Here is a 21,141-nt window from a genome sequence, read left to right on the forward strand (position 1 = left end):
TTGGAGCTTGAAAAAGTGAAAAAATACATCGACATCCTGGACGGCAGAGAAAAAGAAGTCATCGTCGGCCGCTTCGGCCTTGATTTGAAGAAAGAAAAAACACAGCGCGAAATCGCGAAGGAGCTCGGGATTTCGCGGAGCTATGTGTCCCGGATTGAAAAGCGTGCGCTGATGAAGATGTTTCATGAGTTTTATCGGGCGGAGAAAGAGAAGCGGAAGAAGGCGAAGGGGAAGTGATGCCGTAGAAAAGGCCGGAGAATAAAATTCGGCCTCTTTTTATGGATCTTTAAAAAACGAGATGACTTTCTGGCATTTTTTGCTATCCTTTTATCTGTGACCGTAAATACACATGGGAGTCTAAGTATAGATGTTGCATAGTAACCTATTCTTCCTTACCGTCTTTTAATTTAGATACCCCCTTCACTCCTCTAGGCAATTCCTCTCATTAATTCAAATTAATAATATGTCTCTATAAATCCCGTAGCGACATTCATAGAATCACGTGAATAAACCTTTTTGAAGTGTATAGTCTCAGAGATAGACATCGATATCCCAGTCTATTTATTATTTCCACCCACTTAAATCGGCACTGGCTTTTGTTTATTCTTTGCTGACCAGATCATTATCACTGTGCAATGTAATGATAAACAGCCTCAAATACCTAATGTAGCAAACGGAAATACGATGCTACCTTCGAATAAATCTCAATACAAAGAAAAACTATTTTATTTAAAAATAAAAAGACTTCTGCCATAGAAATAAATAATTCTTCATCTTTAACAGGTGTAAATAGCCTTATTCAGGCAGTTAATAATGAAAGCCATCAGCTATTATATTTATTCATTCTTCTTACTTTGTGTATAACGTACAACTGTCCTATATACGAGCACAGGTACACTCTAAGTCGTGTGCTCTTTTTTTATTTAACTACGTACTTTTTTGGAAGAAAAGAATAAACATATGTATCATATACCTTTCCGTTTTGATACATATACTTTTTTAAAATACCCTCTTTTTGAAATCCCATCTTGGTCAATAAATTGTTTGAAGCTGCATTTTCAATAAACACAACCGCACCTATTCTTGTTAAACCTAAAGTTTCAGAGGCATATGAAAGGATTTTGGATAATGCCTCGGACATATATCCCTTTCTCCAGTGATTCGGGTGAATTTCATAACCTATTTCTGCACGTTTGTGTTTTGGAGACCACGCGTTTAATCCAATTTTCCCAATCAACCCTCTTTCGCCTTTTCTTTCAATTCCCCAACGAATTCCTTTTTTCTCTTCAAAGTTTTTAGCGAAAAAATCCACAAGACCTCTTGCTTGATCAATAGTTTCCAACGAGTCTTGGCCATAAAAACGTGTGACATTATGATTCGAAAAACAAGCAAAAATCCCCTCTGCATCATCGTAAGTTATTTCTCTTAAAATTAGTCTTTCTGTTTCTAATGCAGGAAACATCAACCTTCCTCCTATCTATCTTCCTAATATATCGAACCTTTAACTAACACAGTCTCATATTCCAAAATTATAACAAAAACGAACAATAATTACTTTTATTAATGAAAAAAGGCTCAGTAAAAAACGGATAACCTGTGAGTGGCAACGAAATTTCGCTCATCGATGTCCTCAAATCGGAAAACGAAGACGTCATCGACACCATCCAGCTCAGGCACAGAGCTTGAAAAAGTGAAAAAATACATCGACATCCTCGACGGCACAGAAAAAGAAGTCATCGTCGGCCGCTTCGGCCTTGATTTGAAAAAAGAGAAAACGCAGTGCGAAATCGCGAAGGAGCTCGGGATTTCGCGGAGCTATGTGTCCCGGATTGAGAAGCGCGCGCTGATAAAGATGTTTCATGAGTTTTATCGGGCTGAGAAGGAGAAGCGGAAGAAGGCCAAGGGGAAATGATGTATAAGCCGGTCTAAAACTCCGGCTTCTTTTCATTCCATTAGGCCCTCAACATACTGAATCCATATCATTGGTTATGAAAGCTTATTCTCATTACACTCGTATATTCACTTTGCACCATTTCTATACGTTTATATGAATTATGGTTAAAAAATGGAGAGCCTAACGTCCCCAATTCGGCATGCCAGTCATTTTTCATTTTGCAATTCTTTGTTTTTTCCGATCCTATATTTCAAGCGTGGAGGCCCATTCAATCTCTATGTTTGCGTAAAGTTACATTCATTTTGTGTACAAAATAGTCACTGATACTGCATCAAGGATAAACCTGTAGGGATGAAAAACAAAAAAGATACCAATTTAATCTTTGGCGTCTTCTCTATTTGATTCCCTCTACAATTGTTAGCATATCTCATCTTACTAATGGAAAATATAAAGTTAACTTAACGAATAAAAGCTAGGTCTTTCTGTGCTAAGGCATCCTCCAACCACCTAGGGTGCATTGGCAGTAGATTTTCTGGTAACTCGTGGATATTAAAATACCTAATTTCTAAAGCCTCCTCTGTGGATTTTTTCAATTCTCCTCCAATCACTTCACATTGAAAACAGTTGGTAATAAAGTGACTGACTCTTCCGTCAGGGTAAATAAATGTCTGTGAGCTTGGATCTGAATAAACCCCAATCATTTTAGAGACTTTAACAGTTAATCCGGTTTCCTCTTTTATTTCTCTTATTATCGCTTGTTCAACTGATTCACCAGGTTCCACATGTCCTGAAGGTATGCCCCATTGACCATTATCAGCACGCTTCATTAATAAAACCGAACTTGATTCTTTGATTATTATTCCAGCGACTCCAGCTTTAACTTGTTCTGTCCATTGATAATCTGGTTTCTCACGTACTTCTATCTTAACTTCACTATCGAACAAATACTTCAAATCGCGGATCACAACATCTGGATTTCTAAAGTCATGTTCTACAGGAAATAAAGTATTTTGATCAGAAACTAAGATAGAAGGTATACCCATTCGGTTCGCTCCAATAATATCTGTCTCAGGTGTATCTCCAATCATGACGCATCTTTCTCTGTCTTCAAAGGACTCAAGTACTTTTTCAAATATTGAAGACTCCGGCTTTCCAATGATGATGGGCTCTTTATCTGCTCCCGTTTTAACAGCCTCAACTATGGCACCTGTAGCTGGAGCTGGTCCTTTAGCGGTGGGAAATGTTTTATCCCCATTTGTAGCAATAAATGAAGCCCCGCTGCGGATGAGATTTACCGCCTTATGTATATCTTGAAAAGTAATATTGTGATCCCATCCAATGACAACAGCCTCTGCTAGGTCTTCTTCAAGATCAATACCAGCTTTTTGAATCTCGCTTTTAAGTTCATCATTTCCTAATATATATGCTCTCTTTATTCCAGCCTTAACAAGGTAATCAGCTGTTGCCCACCCCGAAGTAATCACTTCATCAATACTTGCTGAAAAACCGAGTTTATGAAGCCTTTTAACAATCGTTTCTCTTGTAACACAGGGATCATTCGTTAAAAAACGAATGGATTTCTTTTCTTCACGGAGGCGTTTTAAAGAAGAAACAGCTTCTGGTAAAGCTTTGTCTCCTATATAAATAACTCCGTCTAAATCGAATAAAAATACATCATATTCCTTATAGATCATCGTAACACTCCTTAAGTCGTTGTCTCTTGATTAATAATTGAGCGATACGCGAAATGATTTGTAGGCCCTTGTCCCTTCCCAATCCCTATAGGATGTTTAATGGCTGCTGAAATAAATTCTTTTCCAGTCGCTACCGATTCTGGTATACTGTGCTGCTTTGCTAGCTCTGCAGTTATAACGGCAGAAAAAGTACAGCCTGTTCCATGGGTATGTTTTGTATCAAAGCGAGGAGAAACAAATTCCTCAAAGGCCTCGTCAAAGTACATAATATCGCGAGCTTCTCCGTTCAAATGCCCTCCTTTTACGACAGCACTCTTTGCTCCATATACTTCCACAATTTCTTTAGCAGCATCACGCATCTGCTGTATCGTTTTTATCGATTTGCCGATGATTACTTCCGCTTCCGGAATATTTGGTGTAATAACAGTTGTTTGAGGTAGTAATAATTTTTTTAAATGATTAACGGCATCCTTATGAAGCAGATGATGTCCGCTTTTAGCAACCATAACTGGGTCCATCACATACGATTGGATATTAGCCGCTTTTAATTTTTCAGCTATCAGTTCAATAATTTCCACACTTGCAAGCATACCGGTTTTTACAGCATCCGGTTTTATGTCTCCAATGACACAGTCTATTTGCTGAGATATATTATTCAGAGATACCTCCTCAAAACTTTTCACACCAAGTGTGTTTTGAGCAACAACTGATGTAATAACAGCCATTCCATATACTTGCTGCTCCTGAAAGGTTTTTAAGTCTGCATGAATTCCCGCTCCCCCGGTTGGATCTGTTCCTGCAATCGAAAGTGCTTTATAAATTTCCGTCATCTCATACTCCTCCTCTAAGCAGGTTTAACTGCTTCAAAAATGATAAAAGGTGGATATTCCTTTTCACTTTTCCAATTATTAAATTTCGATAGCCTTTAACTGCTCTCCGTCAATTTCCTTTAACGTTGGTTCTAGTAAAGTTACACTTTCAAAACCTGCATTAGATAAAAGTTTATAGTACATTGACTTCGGCCAATGAAAGTCATTTAAAATTAAATCTGCTTGTTCAGGAACATGAAGCCACTCATTTCTTTCTTCTCCATAAGAATATTCTTTCCCCGGTATTCCGTTGCGAAAGGTTGAAAATTCTATTCCGGTCTATTCCGGTTGAATCAGGGTTGGTATCGAGTATAACAAAAGAAGCACCCGGTTTTAACACACGAAAAATTTCATCCATAATTCTTTTGATACGTTGATCATTCTCTGTATTAATAAAGACGTAACAGGCCATAGCAGCATCAACTGAATGATCTGGTAAGAAGGAAAGATTATCATGATCAATTAAATGATAGTCAACATGTGGATGCTTTCTTTTTGTCTTTGCTATATCTAACATCTTACTTGATTCATCTACTGCGATTACATTGCAATCTATTCTGTCAGCTAACCTATATGCTACCTTTCCGGGACCACAGCCAAAATCGAGCATCTTTTTAATATCCGCTTTTAAATTTACGAAAAACATACTCAAAACCTAATGTTTGTTCTAAAACGTCGTTATAAGCATCGAATTTACCAATAACACTGTCTACTTTCCAAGAAGTTTTCATTAAATTCCCTCCTGTTTAGTTCAGAAGTAATTAAACCACTTATTTCTAACAAAAAATTGATAAATAGGAAGTAACCCTTGAAATAGAGAATGATCCATATCTCGTTTATAAGCAATATGCTGATATATACTGAAAAGTAAAAGAAAAGGATACTTTTAATCTTCTCTAATAAATCATCAGTATCTTTAAAATTTATGTATTCAACATCAGCTACTACATTTAACCCTTGAACTAAGAATGCGTAATCCCTATCAACTATCTTTTTTTTAAGGCTGAAGCCCATCCAATTTCTATATGCGTTCCAGGAGAAGCTGGTGAGCCAGGAAAAGCTACAAAAAGGTCGCAAGTGCTTATTTCTTCAAAATCAATTTTAGTGCATTGTTGGGGTGTCATGAAATCTTTCCCCCATACTTCTCGCTTGTGGGCATTATGAACAAACCATCCTTCATTTTCAAAAAAAGAAATTAATGACTCTAACTTTCCCCTTTCATGTAAACTCATCAATCCGGTATTCTCATCTACTAAACTTTTAAAAGGCCCTGCTAAAAAAACTTTTTTAGTTGTCACTTTAATATCACCCTTTCAAAATAAATAAAGCCACTTTCATATGGAAAGTGGCTTAAATATAGATAAGATAAAAAAATCTCTCTAATTTTTTCACTTCCCTACGCTGGTGTTAACCAAATCAGGTTCAAAGGGTCAGGACTTATGTCTCTTCTCAGCTTCTAAAAGCTCCCCCAGTGGATAAAATATAAATATTTACTTTTACCCTAAACCATTCCATACCATTAGTCAAACAATGATAGGATTAATGTTGAACCCTACGTATCAACCGACAAAAGGTTTTTGAAAGTTAATCATGAGTTGCATTTGATGCCACGTCATGGGTACACTTAGAAGATTTAATAACTTTAAAGCAAAACAAAAGAAGATACCAATATAATTCGGCATCTTCTTTATAAGTTCGATTCCCTCAACCTATAGTAAAAGCATATCTTCATTTACAAGAACCTTTATCATAACTGAATAGTTATCCCCACCTTATTTTCGACGGCTTTTTTGTAAAAATACTTAGCTATGACAATATCCACTGCTGCTAGTCCAACTGATTTAAATAAAGTGATTTCTTTATCTTCTGTTCTCCCTTTACCTTCTTCTATAAGTTGCCCGAGCTCTCCATAAATGTCACTAGCATTAAAAACTCCTTCATTTATTGGAACTTGAAAGTCACCTGCCTCCTCTAATGCTGCTTCTTTCGATTCTACTACAACTTTATCAGCAGAAGATACAACATGAGACGGCAATTCTTGCATTGTAGGCCTAAATGATCCTACAGCATTTACATGAACTCCAGGTTTTAATCGTTCTGAAAATACCGGTGTTGAAGAGTTCGTGGCAGTAACAATAATGTCTGCTTCACGCATTGCCATATCAGCGTCTGAATATACTTGGACACACTTATTGAATGTTTTTCTTACATATTCCGCAAATTTATGCGCCCTTTTTTCAGTTCGGTTATAAAGAAAAATTTCTTGTATATCTCGAACGGCTAAAACAGCTTCAACTAAACCCTTTGCTTGTTCACCGGTACCGATAATACATAGTTTTTTTGAATCTTCACGAGATAAGTATTTCGTTGCTGCACCTGATAAAGCGCCTGTTCTAACCATTGTTAAATAAGAGCCTTCCAAAAGAGCTAATGGCTCGCCTGTTTTGAAGTCTGAAAGCATTACCACACCGTTTATTGTTTTCTTACCCAGTTTCTGGTTATCGACAGCTACGTTTACGATCTTTACCCCTACGCTATTAAGCTTTTCGGCTACAGATGGCATGATTAAAGAAGTATTTTGATCATTATGAAAAGAAAGAGCAGCGCGGATAGGTGTTATCGTTCTTTCTGCTGAAAATTCCTTTAGAGCGACGGCTGCATATTCAATAATTTCTTTCATATCTACTAGTTTTTTTTGTTCATCTGCGTTTAGGATTAACATGCTTCCTTCATCTCCATTTCTATTTATGTTTTTGTTTAACAAGTTAAGATGTTAAAGATCTCATAAGCATATTTCTTTAACTCCCTATTTTTCTATTTCTATCTGCTATATTCATTTGATTATTCATTTCTTCTTCTACTTCATCATAGTCAATGATTGCTTTAGGCAAGGCGGTGTACTGACTCCAGATGAAGGATAAAAGAGCAATAGCTCCTACACTAATAAGGTCAAAAGGATTTTTTAGAAACCCGATTCCTCCAAATGATCCTAAATAAGAAACAATCATCATCCCTAGATAAAAAGCTAACATCCACCATACAGACTTTAATTGCTGTTTAAAGCTAACATCTTGAACAGGAACTCTCTTTTTAGATGCACAGTAGAAAAGAAACATTAAAAATTGAACACCTAAAATCCATGACACTGTTTGCCATCCGGCCCAGTATACGATAAAGGCAGCAAAGATAAATGCCAATGGAGCTACCATCTTCATACCTCTAACTCGATAAGGCCGCTCAACATGTTTGGCATTCTTTCTTAAAGCCCCAGCAGAAACTGGTGCGATGGCGTAAGAAAGAATAAGGGCTACTGAACACACGCTGACTAAAGTATTCCAAGAAGGGAATGGTAGTGTCCAAAAAACTGACATTATAAAAGTTAGAAACAGCGATGCTTGGGGTACACCGGTTTTATTATTAATTGAAGCAAACTTTTTAAAGAAAGTTCTGTTTTTTGCCCATGCATACATTAAACGGGAAGTCGTAGACATATAAATGTTTCCATTCCCGCCAGGAGAAATAATCGCATCTAATGCTACTAAATTAGCTAACCAGCCTAAGCCAAGAATAATGGCTATGTCTTTGAAAGGTAAACTAAATCCCTTATGGATATCTCCCCAACCATTTGTCAGCATATTTGTAGGAATGCTTCCTATAAAAGATAATTGTAAAAGTAGATATATGACTGTTGAGACAATAATCGTTAGAATTAAAGCAACTGGTATTGTTTTTTTAGGATTTTTCACTTCACTGGCAGCCGCAACAATTGGATGTAATCCAAGATAGGCAAAAATAACACCACCAGCTGATATAGCTGATTGAATGCCATATGTACCAAATGGTGCAAATCCATGAATAGTGTAATTTGCACTATTAAAGTGCATTAACAAAATAACAATGATTAGTATAGGAACGATATATTTAATAAACGATAATAGTGTATTGAATTTAACAAATGCTTTTACGCCCCTATAATTAAGCAAGAAAAAAGCAGCCAGTAATATAAACTGTACAAACCATCCAAAAAGAGTCGGAGAATCTGAACCTTCAATCGTTAATGAAGGCCACCAAAATGTTGCATATTGACGTACTGCCACAACCTCAAGGGCAATAAGACTTGTATAGGCAATGATCGTGATAAAAGAAATCATATACCCCACTAGAGGTCCATGAGAATATACAGGATAGCGTATTATACCTCCAGCTCTTGGCAAAGAGGAACCCAGCTCTGCATATACAATTCCAAGGACCAAGATGATCAAACCAGCGATAAGCCAAGAAATCCACCCAGCTGGTCCCGCCATAGAAGCAACATTACTTACAGCAAACAGCCATGCTGATCCGAAAATAGCCCCTAACCCTATCAAGAATAGATCCAGTAAGGATATTTCCCTTTTGAATTTCCCGTTCATATATTCCCCCCTGTATGCCTCTAAGACATTTAATTAAGCAGAAAACCCTTCTTAAGTGGATCTTTTGGATTGATCACAAATTGATGAAATCCCGTTATATAAGCTTTACCTGTTACTTTAGGAATTATTGCATTATAGCCTTCTACATTTGCAAGGGCATGTACTTCTCCTGCGAAATGTTCGTCAGTTATACATTCATGGACAAATCTGTCACCTTCTTGTAGTACGCCATGTTCATAAAGAGTAGCAGTTCTTGCGGCAGTACCTGAACCACAAGGCGAACGATCTATCTGTTTATCAGCAAAAATTGTTACGTTTCGTAAATCAGCATCATTATTATTTGGTTCGTCAGAGAAAATAACACCATAGATCCCTGTTATATCTTCCGAAGGATGAGTGACTTCCATTTGACTTTCAATATAATGCTTGATTTTATCCCCCCATAATTGTAAAGCCCATAAATCTTCATTATTCACTTTTAAATCCACTTCTTTACTATTTACAACAGCATAAAAAGCCCCACCATAAGAGATATCTACATTAAATTCGTAACCATCAATTTTGACTGGAACGTCTTTTTTATAAACAAAAGAAGGAACGTTTTCAAAAGAAACAGTTTCCACTTCATCTCCATTACACTTCGCATAAGCAGTGACAGGCCCACACGGACAATCGATAATGAATTTTTGCTCTTCACCTTTAACCTCTACCATTCCTGTCTCAATTGCCATTGTTACTACAGCAATCACTCCATGTCCGCACATTGTGCTCCAACCTTCATTATGCATAAATAATACTCCAAAATCGGCATCAGGACTTGCTGGTGGAGTAATGATACAACCATACATGCCATGGTGGCCACGTGGTTCGTACATTAATACTTCCCGGACATGATCTAAGTGTTCCATACAGTATGCACGTCTTTCTAGTTGCGTTTCACCTTTAATCGCTGGTAAACCTCCCGTAATAATACGTAACGGCTCTCCCGCCACATGAACATCAATCGTAGTAAATAACTTATTAAATTTCATATTTATTCCTCCAATTTTCGTTTTACTATTTAAAATTACATATAAATAAAATTCTAATTTTAACTTCTCATAAGGCACACCTCTTTCTAGATGACTGGAATGTTTCACTACTAAACAATGCAAGTTCTATGCCAATTTTAAAGAAGCTAAGAATATTAATTAATTCACGAAAAACATTTACAGTATTTAATAATTAATGTATTGTTTATAAACAAAAACGTATACAAAGTGTATACATGTTAAACATTTTTGTTTCTTTTATTTAAGAGGTGATTTTATGAAAATTCCAGATTCTTTTCCTGTGCATACGTTGAACACATTACTGGCAAATTTGGAAGAAGCAATTTCTATTGTCAACACAAAAGGAGAAATGGTTTACTGGAACAAAGTCGCAGAAGATACTTTTCATATAAAAAAAGAAGAGATTATTGGAAGACACGTAACAGATTTTTTTAGAGAAGAAGATGTAATGAACTTGAAAGTCCTTAAGACTCAAAAGCCCGTCCGAGAAGTTCACCACCAACCTCTTCCCAACCATCATGTTCTAATTAGCACCATCCCTATTTTTGATGATCATAATCAGCTTATTGGTTCGATGTCAGTGGAAAAAGATATTACCAATACCATAAGGTTAACTGAAAAGTTATCAGCCAAATCGCAAGAGTTGCAACAATTAAAACAAAAAATCTCTGGTAATGATTTAAATGATCCATTTAATAAAATAAAGGGGACAAGTAAATCCCTTCATCTCGTTATAAATGATGCGAAGAAGGCAGCTAGGTCAGATGCTACTGTATTGATCACTGGTGAGAGTGGCGCTGGAAAAGAACTTTTTGCGCAAGCAATCCACCAAGAAAGTTCGCGAAACAAAAAATCATTTATCCCTATTAATTGTGGTGCAATTCCCGAATCATTGTTTGAAAGTGAGCTATTTGGATATGAAGCCGGAGCATTTACTGGAGCCTCAAATAAAGGAAAACCCGGAAAAATGGAATTAGCTGAAGGAGGTACATTATTTCTAGATGAGGTGGGAGAACTTCCGCTGGATATGCAAGTAAAATTATTGAGGGCCTTACAAGAAAAAGAAATTTATCGAATAGGTGGACAAACTCCCGTAAAAGTAAATGTTAGAATTATCGCAGCAACAAATCGTATTTTAGAGAATATGGTAGCGGACGGAACATTCAGATCCGATTTATTTTACCGCCTAAACGTATTCACTACTCGAGTCCCTCCTCTTCGAGAACGTTTGGAGGATATTCCTATTTTGGTTTATGATTTCTTGAAAGAATTCTCTTCTATATACAACAAATCGATTCCAACCGTTCATCAAGAAGCATTTAATCGATTGTGCGAATACCATTGGCCAGGGAATATAAGAGAACTGCGCAACCTAATTGAGAGAATGATTGTTCTTCACGAGGGCAGTGAAATTTTCGAACAAGATATTGACCAGCTGTTGCCAAACAAAATATCACTCACAAAATCTTTTAATCCCGTTACTCCTTCACTTGCAGAGGAAAAAGAAAACTTAGAAAGAGAACGTATTCTTCAAACTCTTGAAAAAACATATAGAAATAAAAGTATTACAGCAAAAGAATTAGGAATGTCTCGAGCTACTCTTTATAAAAAAATGAGGAAATATGGGATTAGTTTTTCAAAATAACAACACTTAATTATCAGAGAAGCATTTATCACAACAGAGCACTCTTTTAAAAAAATGCATTCGCGTATTGACCGAACAATTTAAACACCATAATAAATAAAGATGTTTACGGTTTGAAAACAAACATTGTATAATGAGAGGCAAAAATGAAATCGAGGTGAAAATATTTGTTCTTGGCTCCACTATTTGAAAATGATGTTCCAGTAGCACTTCTCCGCCCTTAATGGAGTAAAGTGACTACTTCTCTCCGTTAGGGCAATTATTGACCTAATTTTAAATACGGAGGGAACAAAAATGAAAAATACCCTGTTAGGTTCTATATTTTTAGCTTTAGCCGCAAGTATCTGGGGTGGCATGTACGTTGTAGTTAAGGTTGTTGTCGTAGTAATTCCGCCTTTTGAATTGGTTTGGATTAGATATGTAATAGCAATCATCGCACTCTTTATTGTTGGCTTGATAAAGAGGCAATCCTGGAAAATCCATAAAAGCGACCTTTTAATAATTGTTGTCATTGGAATAGTTGGCAACACAATTTCAATTGTTACACAAGAATATGGAACGATGTTATCTACAGCACAAATGGGAGCAATTATTACTTCTGCCACACCAGCGTTTATGGTTATTTTTGCTCGTTTACTACTCAAAGAACCTTTGAATATAAAAAAAGGAGTCTCAATTATTTTAGCCACAATAGGTGTACTATTTATTGTTGGAAACGGCCATATTGATTCTTCTAATCAAATTGGCGGTATTTCTCTGCTTGTTGCAGCACTTACATGGGCGCTTATGTCAGTGCTTATAAAGCGCGTTCCAAGCAGATATTCACCTATACTCGTTACAACGTATACAACTTTTGTTGCAATTGTGGTCCTAACCCCTTTTGTAAAACCGAGTACTATTTTCACACCACAACTACTTGACCCTAAAATTCTAGGTGGCCTTTTGTATTTAGGAATTGTGTCAACAGCATGTGCCTTTTTATTGTGGAATCGCGGATTACAATTATTAAATGCTTCAAGTGGAGGTCTATTTTTCTTTTTTCAACCTCTAGTTGGAACATTACTTGGATGGCTTTTGCTGGGCGAACAACTAGGCGGGACATTTTGGATAGGTTCGTTTTTAATTATTAGTGGTGTTTTATTAGTAATTAAAGAGAAAGAGAAAGAAGTAAGTTCATAAAAAGAAATGCAAATTATATGAGAGAGAATTTGCTCAGCTTGTAGAGAAAAGAATTTTTTCTATAAGCTTTTTTGCTTTATACCTTTAATTAAACCAGTCATATCATTTTAGAAACAGATAAAAACCTCACACACAGCCTTTAATTAGGCAAAGGTGCATTATATCTACCCCTTTACGGTTTTTTACGGTTATAGTAATACTCTTGCGACTTGACGTCACACCTTGTCTCATTGGCAAAAAAGAGGAGCAAACACACGGTTTACTCCTCTAACTTAGTTTCTTTACCCTTTGTTTCTTCTTAGTCTGGTGTTTATTTGATAGGATGGAGATTCAAAATATATGACACTTTCTTAAAGAATATACATATCTTCTAAGATTGGTACCCAAAGCAATGAATATGATAAAAAAGAACAACATCCCTACAAAATGAAGTGTGTCTAAAATACTTTGATTTAATTACCTGATTATCTAAGAAAATTCCCCTTTAAAAGGGTAACAGCATGACTTATTAATTGAACACGATCACCATCCACTTTAACTTTAATAACTCCTCCACGTTCTGAAGCTTGATAACCCATCACTGGATTTTTCCCCAGTTTCTTTGACCAATACGGACCCAATGCACAATGGGCTGATCCTGTTACCTGATCTTCCTTAATCCCGATGCTTGGAGCAAAATATCGAGATACAAAGTCAAAGGAGGATGAATTAGACTTGCTAGTTACAATAATACCGGTGACCGTAAGTGAATCCAGTAATTTGAAGTCAGGCTTTATGGACCTCACCATATCCTCATCCTTCATCTCAACTAAGTACCCCAATTGGTTTTTTTCCACTAATGTCAATGGCACATTTAATGCACTTGAAAGCTCTTGAGGCGCTTCAATCTGCTTTGATTGATAAGCTGGGAAATCCAATTGAATTCCAGATTCAGTAAGATTAGCAAAAAGCAGTCCACTATAAGTATGAAATTTTATTGTCTCATCGGCTTTCAGAAACTCCTGTTCCCATAATATATGCGCACATCCAATCGTTCCATGACCGCAATGTTTCAATTCTGTTGTTTGGCTGAACCAACGTAAGTGATAGCTACCATCTTGTTTAGGTTGAATAAATGCAGTAACAGGTTGATTAAACTCTTTAGTTACTTTCTTCATCCAAAGTTCATCCGCGGTATCATCAAGTAAGCAAACTACAGCAGGATTTCCCTTAAAAGGACTTTGAGTAAAAGCATTAATTAAAAAAACATTTTCTATCATAATCGGCCTCCTACCGTTTTCCAAAACTAAATTCCTATTCTTACAACTTCGTAATCAACTGTTTGCATGCTTGACTACGAGTATTGGTTAGGTTCAAACATTCTTTCAGACTTAGACATCACTACTGCGGCAACTGCATTTCCTATTACATTCGTTGTAGTTCGGGCGATATCCATGACGAAATCAACAGCAAAAAGGAGAGCAATGCCTTCAGGTGGCAACCCGATCGCTACTGTGACGGATGTTAAAACTATAAATTGTGCTCCAGCAACTCCAGCCATTCCCTTTGAGAGCAACAAAATTAACAGAACTACTTGAATCTGTTGTGCTACTGACAAATCCATACCATAAGCATTGGCCAAAAACAAAATGGCAGGTGCAAAGTATGTCATTCCTCCGTCTAAATTAAACGAGAATCCAAGAGGTAACACTAAAGATACTACTGATTTATTCGCACCGTAATTTTCCAATCGTTTCATCAGCGGGCTAAGCACCGATTCAGAACTTCGAGTAGACGCAGCTATCAATAACAAGTCCTTTATCTCTGCGAGGAGTGCAAAATATTTAACGCCAAAGATTCTGCATATAATCGGAAATATTACGAATATAACCACTGCAAGACCAATATAAACCACTAAGACTAAATCACCTAGAAGTTTAATTTTATTCCATCCATAGGCTGCCACACTATAGGCTATAAATCCAAAAACACCAATTGGTGATAAGCTTATTACATAATCAAGAATCTTGAACATTACAGCAACTAAGCACTCTAGTATGTTCTCTAATGCTTTAGCGCGGCCAGCAAGCGATCCTAATGCTACACCAAAAACACTACCAAAAAACAGTACTGACAATATATTTCCTTCTGCAAAACTAGCAATTACATTTTGAGGAATTATGTTAATCAAAAACTCCTTAAAGTTGATTTCTTTGCCTACAAAACTAGCTATATTTGCTTGATCTACTCCAGCAAGGTTAGCTCCTTCCCCAATTTTAAATGCATTGGCAAGAAATACTGACATGATTATAATTAGTGTCGTGACACTAAAGAAATATAGAAGTGTTTTAAAAGATAGACGACCAAGTTGTTTCACTGAACTCATTTGGGCAATTCCAAGTACAATAGTTGGAAATATTAAAGGTACAATTGTCATTTTAATTAAACGTATAAAACCATCACCTAGAATTTTCGCCTCTACACCTAATGGTTTATTTAAAGTTGCCAATATTCCACCGAGTATACATGCAATAATGATTTGAACCCATAGAGGTATTTTCTTCATTTGCTAGCCCCTTTTCTTACTATTCGCATAATAAATTTTAATTTTTTAAATATTACAAATAGAGATTCTCAATTCAATACAAGAATCTTTGCACAGTTAGAATAGTAAAAATCAGCTTCTATTAATCATACTTTTCCGATCAATTATCTTGTATATAGTTATAGCAAAAATTTTTTGAAAATTCAATGAGGAATACATGCTTTTGATGAAGTAATGGTCGATGGATTTGAACTGACCTCTTTTCTTTTTTTATCTTGTTTGTTGGATTGAAAGCTGGTGAATTCGAATCTTTTCGAGATATAACCTAGCTAAGAGGATGGGATACTCAATAGGAATTCGTAAATCACGAAGTATCTCTCTATATATTACAACTTGTCTTCTTCCTTCATCGGAAAGATTTCATTCGGTTGATCTTTTCCTATGTTTGGCCTCCCCGTGCCCGGCATAGATTATAGCCGCCCTCTTGAAGGGAATTTACCAGTGAACGATTGATTGATACTTGTTGCGTTTGATTTTCCCTTACTTCAATTTCTGCTGTGTAACTATTCATAGCCCCTGCTATCATTGCTTTGTATCGGTTTCCAATACCTTGTTATCAATTTTAATGTACGCCGCCCGTAAGACATCGGTCCCCTTTGTAAGCGTAATAATGTAAAGGTGCGTGTACAGCAGCATGAATCCCCACTATAAAGTGAGGATTCATGTCTTCCATGTGAACCTTTATACTGGGTTTCGTTCACCCTGTAGTTTCCATCGGTTCAGCGAATTGTCGTTGATGTTGCTGGATCGTATTTTCGTGTTGAATTAATTATTGTCTTAATTGTTCGCTTCCACAATCAGCTACACAACATCCAAGTGCAAAAGATCAATGTCCGCAGGCTCTTGTAGACTTATATTTGTATATAGAGTTTGAATTTTCACTTTAAGAATCGGCAGTCTTAACGGATAACAGATAAAACATTATGTTCGATTTTAAGCCTGGCGGGTGTCTGTCCGATAAGTTCACCGTCTCCGTGTGCACTCAGGCTGGATGAAACAGAATAAATTTCAACTTCTTTTCCTTCATAAATGTTGACCACGTTAGAGAAAGCCGTATGTTTGCCTTTAAAAACGTACAAAAACAGTTTTAAAAACTTCCATTTTGATACTCCGTGTACGAGGCGGATATTAAATAATCCATCTTGATATTTGGCATTCGGGCAGATTAATAGCCCGCCTGCGTAAAACGGTGTGTTTGCAATCGCAACAAGCCAGACATTTTGAATTTGATAATGTTTCGAGTCAATTTTCAAAAAGATGTCGGCGGGTTTATAGTGAAACAAAACCCTTAGCACACTGGCGTAATAGGAAAGATTCCCGAGCCGGACACAGTTCAGCAGCTTTTTATAGTTGGAATCATTTGTGACTTTGGCTACCTCCGCATCAAATCCGACCCCTACGACCGTCGAAAAAAAGGTTGAATTTAAACAACCAATGTCAACCGTGGTACATTCGCCTTTTAACAGTTGCTTTAAAGCTTTTTTATAATTGAGCGGAATGCCAAGCCCCCGGCAAAAATCGTTTCCCGAGCCGGCCGGAATGACGCCGAGCGGTATGTTAGCGTCAAGCAGCCCGTTGATCACTTCATGGATGGTTCCATCTCCTCCGACAGCTGTAATGACAGATGGTTTTTCCTTCTTGATCAATTCCTTCACCAATGCCGTCGCATGGTTCGGTCCTTCCGTAAAACGCACCTGGTACTCGATATGTTTCTCTTGAAGATGCTTTTCGATGTAGTTCCAAATTTTCAGAGCTTTGCCGTTACCCGATATTTTGTTCACTATAAAACAGTACAAATTGCTCACCTGTATCAAAAAGATTTGAAATATTCCTCATGCTCTTTTTCCTTTTTTGTTGAATCTTTTTAATATTTCCCTTGTAGCGGGAATAATATACAAAAGGTTCACCTTCTCGGAAGAGGCGAAAAAACCTGAAGATGTTTTGGCATGACCTGAAAATGTAAATCTTTGATATCAGCCTGCTTTCCGTCGAGATTAAACGAATTCCATCCTGTCATTGAAAAATCGGCCGACTTAACAGGAAGATATTGTATGACAGAAACCTTCTTTTCACTGAAGAGCAGTTTTTTTAGTAAAGCAGCCAACAGCCGGATGCGCCCCGTCTTTTTATAAGCGACAAGGTAAAAATGCCCGTCATGCACCGGTCCGTTGAACAGCTTGTTGATAGGACCGACCGAGTTTCCATTCATAATTAAAAATAATGATAGATCTGAAATCACTTGATCGTCCACGGTTCTCACTGAAATCCCGTGATGTGTATTTCCTTTTAAAAACGTCTTAATAAAATAGAGGCAATAAGCCAACTCTCCCAGTTTAGATTTCAGGCGGGGGGACGTCTCATATGTAATGTTCGTAAGCCAGCCGGCCGCAGCAATATTAACAAAATACCGATGGCCGATTTTCCCAATATCCACGGGCTTGACCGAGCAGCTTTCAATTGCGGAAAGAGCTTTCAAAACATGAGGAGGCATCCCAATAAACTTGGCGAATTCATTGCTTGTTCCGAACGGGAAGATGCCGACTTTCGGCCTGCACGCCTCTTCTGCCAAAAATTGGATCACTTGATTGACGGTACCGTCTCCGCCGGCAATAAAAATGGCGTCCCATTTTTGTCTACAGGCTTTTTGAATAGGATTTTCAGCCTGTTTTAACTCCTCAAGTTTGTGAATTGATAGAAGATAGCCCATTTCCGATAGCCTTCGTAACAAAATTGGGAAATATTTATGGTTTTTCTTTTTACCCGAGAGCGGGTTATAAATCAACAAAGCCCTTTTTTCATAAACGTTCATGAAACAATACCTCATTTTTTCATGATACAGGGATGAACCACCGCGATCATATGGTTCACTACCATACTTTATAGGTGCTGAAGCCACCTGGCAATCATGCCGATGGGGGCGGACTCTGATTTCACGACCACCTCTGCACTCGCAATCCGTTTTTAAACTTCAGCCATCCCAATATTAGATTCTGTTATTTATCGTCTTTTATTCAATTAAATAAAAAACAATACAAAAAGGAAGATAAACGATGGGGAGTTTTATTGTGACAGGTGAAAAAAACCCGTTTCTTTCATGGTTCACGGCAGGATTAAAAGACGTATTTTCCTCCGCAGGATATCGTTATGCTCAAAAGTTGGAAGAAGCCGTCGGCATTGTTTTTCACTGTATCAACAAAGAGAGGCCGCGCCCTTTTCGTAGAAAGGCGCAAGCCACTTTTGTCGTATCGATTTTAGAGCGGGAAGATGAACCGGAACATGTGTTTAAATCAGCATATCCCTACCTGATCAAATCATTGGCCAACCACTTAATCTATATCGTCCGCACATCCGAAAAAACGGATGTTTATTTTGTTACACCTGAACAGGGATTTTATAAAATACCGTACAATCCGGGACAGGAAGCGTTTTTTTTTCGGAGGGTTTTTAAAAGGCTGGAGCCGATCGCCTCTTCCCAATTGGTGATCAACAATCATTTCAGCGAAGATTTGCATGAAACGTTAGCTAACGGGAACGAGATCACCAGAAAAATCAGCCTCTCCGGAAAAAAGCTTGATAAAATGAACCTGCTTCCGGCTCCGTTTCCCCTTGAAGAATACTTAACCTTTCGTGATATGCGCAGGCTGAAGAAGCTTTACGGAATAGGCGGACTCAGCTTTGGAAATTTAAGCAGCCGGCAGGATGAAAAACGTTTTTGGATGAGTGCTAGCGGAATTAACAAAGCCAATATGAAAGTGATTGGACAGGACATTCTCTGTATCAAAGGATACAATCCGGAAAAAAATGCGATGGAAATCAGCATACCTCCGCATGTGACACCGAGACGGGCCTCTGTCGATCGAGCATTGGATGATTTATAAAGAGCATCCAAACGTCGGTGCCATCGTACATATACACGCTTGGATCGATGATGTTGAGGCAACCGAAGTTAATTATCCGTGCGGTACGCTGCAGCTGGCAGAAGCCGTCGCACATTTGGTGAGAAATGCCGATGATCCGTCACGGGCGATCGTTGGGCTGAAGAATCACGGTCTGACCATAACAGGGCGTGATTTAGATGATATTTTCGAGCGTATTGATGGACGAGTAAAAACGCAAGTTCCAATGTTATAAGAATAGATTATCATGAAAATTAGTCTTAATTCCAATTGATGCATCAAGAAAGTATCACCTAAGATAGTCGGCGTGTTTACTACAATATGATTTAAAGGCTGTAATATCTTCGTTGCTTCAGAGAAATGATAAATATCTAAGCACTCCAAGGTTTTTAACGCAATCTCATTAAACTTGAGGATGTAGTTGGAGTTAAACAAATACGGCCCCTCTCTAATTAGAAGGGTCTCATTCAAATAGTTAAAGGCATCCTTTTGGGAATATATATTAAAGTGAGAACCTCTTGTCGACCTTGATACACCGATTTAACCATCGGTGTGTTTTTTTAGATTAATCATAAAAAAGCACCCTCGCGAGGTACCTTTTGAAATTGGGACAAATTTTTTAGTCGTACATAGTCTATTCAAAAAACTTAATCATGAGTTTGTTTATCCAATAATGAACAAAATCAAATTTTCAGGAAAATTCTTTGTTTTTTGGATTAATCAATGGAAAGATGGTTATATTTTTAAGGGATACCCTCCCCATTTCTGGATTGCGATGTTTCTTCCTTGAAGAACGTCGCTTTTTTTATTTTCTTCTAATCTGGCCATTTTTGTCATCTTCAATAGATATCTCTACTGGATCTCGCCTTAATATTCAATAGCCTTCTTAGCTCTTTTGGCACAACAATTCTTCCTTGTTCATCTACTTGACGAACAACGCCTGTCCATTTCATTTTTGCTTTAATTCAGCCATCAAAGTCCTCCTTTATTCTTCCTGGTATACACTTGTTAAAATCTTTTGGATTATTATACGCATTTATTTTTTTAAGCTCAATATGATGTTTAAACACTTAGAATTCTTCTTCTTCTGGGGTTTTCAGCAATTAAGTATATGTATTGTAAGTGTAGGTTTAGAATAAAATTAATTATTTTCTTCCTGTGATGCTCAAAAATCGTACAGCTGCTAAAAATCCATATATAGACCTTGATTTGCAAACATGACGGTCACTTTCCGATCTCCTTCTAAATACTTCGGTAATTTGAAAGATTGTTTTGCTATCTTTGAATCATAAAAAAATATTTCAAGAATCATAATGAATAAATGTTCTAATGCTACGATTCCTCTAACTAAAACTGCCGCAAGTATTTCCACACACTTCTCTCCTTTCTGTTCCCTAATATCAGTTTGTATTATTTCCATTGTGCAATTCTAGTTGTTGTCACATTCACCACTCCTTTGTGTGTGTTTTACTCCATTAAAGCACCCCCAAGACCTTTTGTATATACATCGATTTCAGGTATCACCTTTTCCAAAAATGATTGATATGGGCAAACTGTGGTTATTTCTTAAGAATAGCATTAGCACTCTTTTTTCAGCTCATTTATTTCATCTATGTTGATCGAACGTCTTTTCAGTTCTGTTTCTAGTTGCGCAATAAAATAAGGATCAATATTCGGCAATTTCTTCGCCGACAAATAAGTATTTACAAGTTCTTTATCAGATAATCTCTTCATTACTATTCCTTTTTAACTCCTCTCTTACGAAATGGGAAGTAACACTCCATCTTCTAAAATACTATTGTCAACGTTTTTAATCCAAGATTTTTTAAACCGAAATGAAAAATTTATCACACACAAAAAACTCTAATCTAAACGATTAGAGTTTCAGACCGTTGACAAAATAGTTCGAGGCGAAG

General features: G+C 37.0%; 17 protein-coding genes, 3 pseudogenes and 1 riboswitch. Of the genes and pseudogenes, 5 read left to right on the forward strand and 15 right to left on the reverse strand.

Annotated elements, in window-relative coordinates; translation table 11 throughout:
- Positions 1–237, forward strand: a 237-nt coding sequence (locus BTR1S_RS11080; protein ID WP_156483220.1) for a sigma-70 family RNA polymerase sigma factor, incomplete at its 5' end; no start/stop codon positions are given.
- 682 nt (positions 238–919) lie between these two features.
- Here the strand turns inward: BTR1S_RS11080 and BTR1S_RS11085 are convergent.
- Positions 920–1,462: a GNAT family N-acetyltransferase gene (locus BTR1S_RS11085; protein ID WP_029419340.1), complete on the reverse strand. Its 543-nt coding sequence runs from the start codon at positions 1,460–1,462 to the stop codon at positions 920–922.
- 140 nt (positions 1,463–1,602) lie between these two features.
- On the opposite strand from BTR1S_RS11085, the pseudogene BTR1S_RS11090 reads away from it, so the two are divergent.
- Positions 1,603–1,912 (forward strand): annotated as a pseudogene (locus BTR1S_RS11090) (sigma factor-like helix-turn-helix DNA-binding protein); the annotation flags it as partial.
- A gap of 440 nt (positions 1,913–2,352) precedes the next feature.
- Here BTR1S_RS11090 and BTR1S_RS11095 read toward each other — a convergent pair.
- From BTR1S_RS11095 to BTR1S_RS11125, 7 genes are all read right to left on the reverse strand, one after another.
- A complete protein-coding gene (locus BTR1S_RS11095; RefSeq protein WP_029419338.1) occupies positions 2,353–3,588 on the reverse strand; it encodes an HAD-IIA family hydrolase in 1,236 nt (411 codons plus the stop codon).
- Between the two features lie 11 nt (positions 3,589–3,599).
- On the reverse strand, positions 3,600–4,418 hold the full coding sequence (thiD, locus tag BTR1S_RS11100) for a bifunctional hydroxymethylpyrimidine kinase/phosphomethylpyrimidine kinase (protein WP_029419337.1): 819 nt from the start codon (positions 4,416–4,418) through the stop codon (positions 3,600–3,602).
- A gap of 244 nt (positions 4,419–4,662) precedes the next feature.
- On the reverse strand, positions 4,663–5,067 hold the full coding sequence (locus tag BTR1S_RS23235; protein WP_236835366.1) for a class I SAM-dependent methyltransferase: 405 nt from the start codon (positions 5,065–5,067) through the stop codon (positions 4,663–4,665).
- 376 nt (positions 5,068–5,443) lie between these two features.
- Positions 5,444–5,755, reverse strand: a complete 312-nt coding sequence (locus tag BTR1S_RS11110; protein WP_236835364.1) for a nucleoside 2-deoxyribosyltransferase domain-containing protein — start codon at positions 5,753–5,755, stop codon at positions 5,444–5,446.
- A 78-nt stretch (positions 5,756–5,833) separates the two neighbouring features.
- A riboswitch (TPP riboswitch) is annotated at positions 5,834–5,937 on the reverse strand.
- Positions 5,938–6,204: 267 nt separating this feature from the next.
- Positions 6,205–7,179, reverse strand: coding sequence for an ornithine cyclodeaminase family protein (locus BTR1S_RS11115; RefSeq protein ID WP_029419336.1), 975 nt, complete (start codon positions 7,177–7,179; stop codon positions 6,205–6,207).
- 76 nt (positions 7,180–7,255) lie between these two features.
- Entirely contained in the window at positions 7,256–8,869 is a 1,614-nt protein-coding gene (locus BTR1S_RS11120; RefSeq protein WP_029419335.1) for an APC family permease, read from the reverse strand.
- 29 nt (positions 8,870–8,898) lie between these two features.
- Positions 8,899–9,900 carry a proline racemase family protein gene (locus BTR1S_RS11125; RefSeq protein WP_029419334.1) on the reverse strand — a complete coding sequence of 334 codons (1,002 nt, stop codon included), beginning with the start codon at positions 9,898–9,900 and terminating at the stop codon, positions 8,899–8,901.
- A gap of 277 nt (positions 9,901–10,177) precedes the next feature.
- Between BTR1S_RS11125 and BTR1S_RS11130 the strand changes: the two genes are divergently transcribed.
- On the forward strand, positions 10,178–11,566 hold the full coding sequence (locus BTR1S_RS11130; RefSeq protein ID WP_029419333.1) for a sigma-54 interaction domain-containing protein: 1,389 nt from the start codon (positions 10,178–10,180) through the stop codon (positions 11,564–11,566).
- Between the two features lie 294 nt (positions 11,567–11,860).
- The gene (locus tag BTR1S_RS11135; RefSeq protein WP_029419332.1) at positions 11,861–12,745 is read left to right on the forward strand and encodes a DMT family transporter; all 885 of its coding nucleotides are present in this window, start codon (positions 11,861–11,863) and stop codon (positions 12,743–12,745) included.
- A 464-nt stretch (positions 12,746–13,209) separates the two neighbouring features.
- Here BTR1S_RS11135 and BTR1S_RS11140 read toward each other — a convergent pair whose 3' ends face one another.
- From BTR1S_RS11140 to BTR1S_RS11155, 4 genes are all read right to left on the reverse strand, one after another.
- Positions 13,210–14,004 (reverse strand): PhzF family phenazine biosynthesis protein, encoded by a 795-nt coding sequence (locus BTR1S_RS11140; RefSeq protein WP_029419331.1) that lies wholly within the window; start codon positions 14,002–14,004, stop codon positions 13,210–13,212.
- Between the two features lie 74 nt (positions 14,005–14,078).
- A complete protein-coding gene (locus BTR1S_RS11145; RefSeq protein ID WP_034326426.1) occupies positions 14,079–15,290 on the reverse strand; it encodes a dicarboxylate/amino acid:cation symporter in 1,212 nt (403 codons plus the stop codon).
- A gap of 938 nt (positions 15,291–16,228) precedes the next feature.
- The gene (locus BTR1S_RS11150) at positions 16,229–17,125 is read right to left on the reverse strand and encodes a diacylglycerol/lipid kinase family protein (protein ID WP_029419329.1); all 897 of its coding nucleotides are present in this window, start codon (positions 17,123–17,125) and stop codon (positions 16,229–16,231) included.
- A gap of 107 nt (positions 17,126–17,232) precedes the next feature.
- Entirely contained in the window at positions 17,233–18,153 is a 921-nt protein-coding gene (locus BTR1S_RS11155) for a diacylglycerol/lipid kinase family protein (protein WP_326187296.1), read from the reverse strand.
- A gap of 226 nt (positions 18,154–18,379) precedes the next feature.
- Between BTR1S_RS11155 and BTR1S_RS11160 the strand changes: the two are divergent.
- Positions 18,380–19,460: pseudogene (locus tag BTR1S_RS11160) on the forward strand (class II aldolase/adducin family protein).
- A 604-nt stretch (positions 19,461–20,064) separates the two neighbouring features.
- Here the strand turns inward: BTR1S_RS11160 and BTR1S_RS22490 are convergent.
- The 3 genes and pseudogenes from BTR1S_RS22490 to sda form a co-directional block, all read right to left on the reverse strand.
- On the reverse strand, positions 20,065–20,178 hold the full coding sequence (locus tag BTR1S_RS22490; protein ID WP_155910175.1) for an AbrB/MazE/SpoVT family DNA-binding domain-containing protein: 114 nt from the start codon (positions 20,176–20,178) through the stop codon (positions 20,065–20,067).
- Positions 20,179–20,411: 233 nt separating this feature from the next.
- Positions 20,412–20,597: pseudogene (locus BTR1S_RS11165) on the reverse strand (DUF1304 family protein); the annotation flags it as partial.
- Positions 20,598–20,803: 206 nt separating this feature from the next.
- The gene (sda, locus tag BTR1S_RS21885) at positions 20,804–20,959 is read right to left on the reverse strand and encodes a sporulation histidine kinase inhibitor Sda (RefSeq protein WP_081723755.1); all 156 of its coding nucleotides are present in this window, start codon (positions 20,957–20,959) and stop codon (positions 20,804–20,806) included.
- Positions 20,960–21,141: the final 182 nt, after the last annotated feature.

Source organism: Bacillus sonorensis NBRC 101234 = KCTC 13918 (assembly GCF_001592005.1).
GTDB classification, from domain to species: domain Bacteria; phylum Bacillota; class Bacilli; order Bacillales; family Bacillaceae; genus Bacillus; species Bacillus sonorensis.

Coding starts and splice junctions, on each gene's coding strand:
- BTR1S_RS11115 (WP_029419336.1), bottom strand. CDS start 7,179: ATGTTAATCCTAAACGCAGATGAACAAAAAAAACTAGTAGATATGAAA.
- BTR1S_RS11155 (WP_326187296.1), bottom strand. CDS start 18,153: ATGAGGTATTGTTTCATGAACGTTTATGAAAAAAGGGCTTTGTTGATT.
- BTR1S_RS11085 (WP_029419340.1), bottom strand. CDS start 1,462: ATGTTTCCTGCATTAGAAACAGAAAGACTAATTTTAAGAGAAATAACT.
- sda (WP_081723755.1), bottom strand. CDS start 20,959: ATGAAGAGATTATCTGATAAAGAACTTGTAAATACTTATTTGTCGGCG.
- BTR1S_RS11095 (WP_029419338.1), bottom strand. CDS start 3,588: ATGATCTATAAGGAATATGATGTATTTTTATTCGATTTAGACGGAGTT.
- BTR1S_RS11145 (WP_034326426.1), bottom strand. CDS start 15,290: ATGAAGAAAATACCTCTATGGGTTCAAATCATTATTGCATGTATACTC.
- BTR1S_RS23235 (WP_236835366.1), bottom strand. CDS start 5,067: ATGCTCGATTTTGGCTGTGGTCCCGGAAAGGTAGCATATAGGTTAGCT.
- BTR1S_RS11135 (WP_029419332.1), top strand. CDS start 11,861: ATGAAAAATACCCTGTTAGGTTCTATATTTTTAGCTTTAGCCGCAAGT.
- BTR1S_RS11125 (WP_029419334.1), bottom strand. CDS start 9,900: ATGAAATTTAATAAGTTATTTACTACGATTGATGTTCATGTGGCGGGA.
- BTR1S_RS11140 (WP_029419331.1), bottom strand. CDS start 14,004: ATGATAGAAAATGTTTTTTTAATTAATGCTTTTACTCAAAGTCCTTTT.
- BTR1S_RS11130 (WP_029419333.1), top strand. CDS start 10,178: ATGAAAATTCCAGATTCTTTTCCTGTGCATACGTTGAACACATTACTG.
- BTR1S_RS11120 (WP_029419335.1), bottom strand. CDS start 8,869: ATGAACGGGAAATTCAAAAGGGAAATATCCTTACTGGATCTATTCTTG.
- BTR1S_RS22490 (WP_155910175.1), bottom strand. CDS start 20,178: ATGAAATGGACAGGCGTTGTTCGTCAAGTAGATGAACAAGGAAGAATT.
- thiD (WP_029419337.1), bottom strand. CDS start 4,418: ATGACGGAAATTTATAAAGCACTTTCGATTGCAGGAACAGATCCAACC.